Raw genomic sequence first — 1,099 nt, forward strand, 5'->3', positions numbered from 1 at the left:
GATCTGTCGATCAATGGCAGCGAGCCGCTGACGGTCGCCTCCGACTGGCGGCCGGGCGACGCGATCTGGCGCGGCACGGTCGGCGGCAACCGGATCGCGGCGCAGGTCCGGCCAGTGCTGAACGGCCGGCGATGACGTCGCCGGCGACGACCTTGTCGCCTTCGTTCTTCAACCACTTGGAAAGATTGCCCTCTTCCATCGTCGGCGAGAGAGCGGGCATGAGAATTTCGATCGGCATGTCCGTGCCCTCCTTAGAGTACGATGTCGGTCCAGAGCTCGGACGGATCCGGCTCGGCGTCGTGCTGGGCAAATTCGGCGGCGTCGGCGACGATGTCGCGGACCTCCTTGTCGATGGCCTTGAGATCGTCTTCGCTCGCCCACCTCTTATCGATCAGGCGCGCCTTGACCTGTTCGATCGGGTCGTGCTCCGAGCGCATCTTCTGCACTTCTTCCTTGGAGCGATACTTCGCCGGGTCGGACATCGAATGCCCGCGATAGCGATAGGTCTGCATCTCGAGGATCAGCGGGCCGTTGCCGGCGCGGCACCATTCGGCGGCGACGTCGCCGGCTGCCTTGACCGCGCGAACGTCCATGCCGTCGACCTGCATGCCGGGAATCTTGAAGGAAGCGCCGCGGTTGGAGAAGTCGGTCTCGGCGGATGAGCGCGACACCGATGTGCCCATGGCGTAGCGATTGTTCTCGATGATGTAGATTACCGGCAGCTTCCACAGCGAGGCCATGTTGAAGCTTTCATAGACCTGGCCCTGGTTGGCGGCGCCGTCGCCGAAATAGGTCAGCGAGACATTCTTGTTGTCGCGGTAGCGGTTGGCGAAGGCCAGGCCTGTGCCCAGCGACACCTGCGCGCCCACGATGCCGTGGCCGCCATAGAAATGCTTCTCCTTGGAGAACATGTGCATGGAGCCGCCCTTGCCTTTCGACAGGCCGCCACGGCGCCCGGTGAGCTCGGCCATGACGCCGCGCGGCGACAGATCCATAGCCAGCATGTGGCCATGGTCGCGATAGGCGGTGATCATCTGGTCGCCCTCGATCAGCGCCATCTTCATGCCGGTAACGACGGCCTCCTGGCCGATATAGAGGC

At 63.9% G+C, this 1,099-nt stretch carries 1 protein-coding gene and 2 pseudogenes; 1 reads left to right on the forward strand and 2 read right to left on the reverse strand.

Translation table 11 applies throughout. From position 1 onward, the window contains the following. Nucleotides 1-132, forward strand: a pseudogene (locus EOA49_RS32985) (hypothetical protein); the annotation flags it as partial. On the opposite strand, the pseudogene EOA49_RS32065 reads toward EOA49_RS32985, so the two are convergent. Beyond that, a pseudogene (locus EOA49_RS32065) lies at nucleotides 128-238 on the reverse strand (biotin/lipoyl-containing protein); the annotation flags it as partial. The pseudogenes EOA49_RS32985 and EOA49_RS32065 sit on opposite strands and share 5 nt — an antisense overlap. Before the next feature lie 13 nt (nucleotides 239-251). Further along, a partial coding sequence (gene pdhA / locus EOA49_RS32070) for a pyruvate dehydrogenase (acetyl-transferring) E1 component subunit alpha (protein WP_127243604.1) occupies nucleotides 252-1,099 on the reverse strand: 848 nt, incomplete at its 5' end.

This window comes from Mesorhizobium sp. M1A.F.Ca.IN.020.04.1.1, assembly GCF_003997315.1.
In the GTDB taxonomy this organism is placed as follows: domain Bacteria; phylum Pseudomonadota; class Alphaproteobacteria; order Rhizobiales; family Rhizobiaceae; genus Mesorhizobium.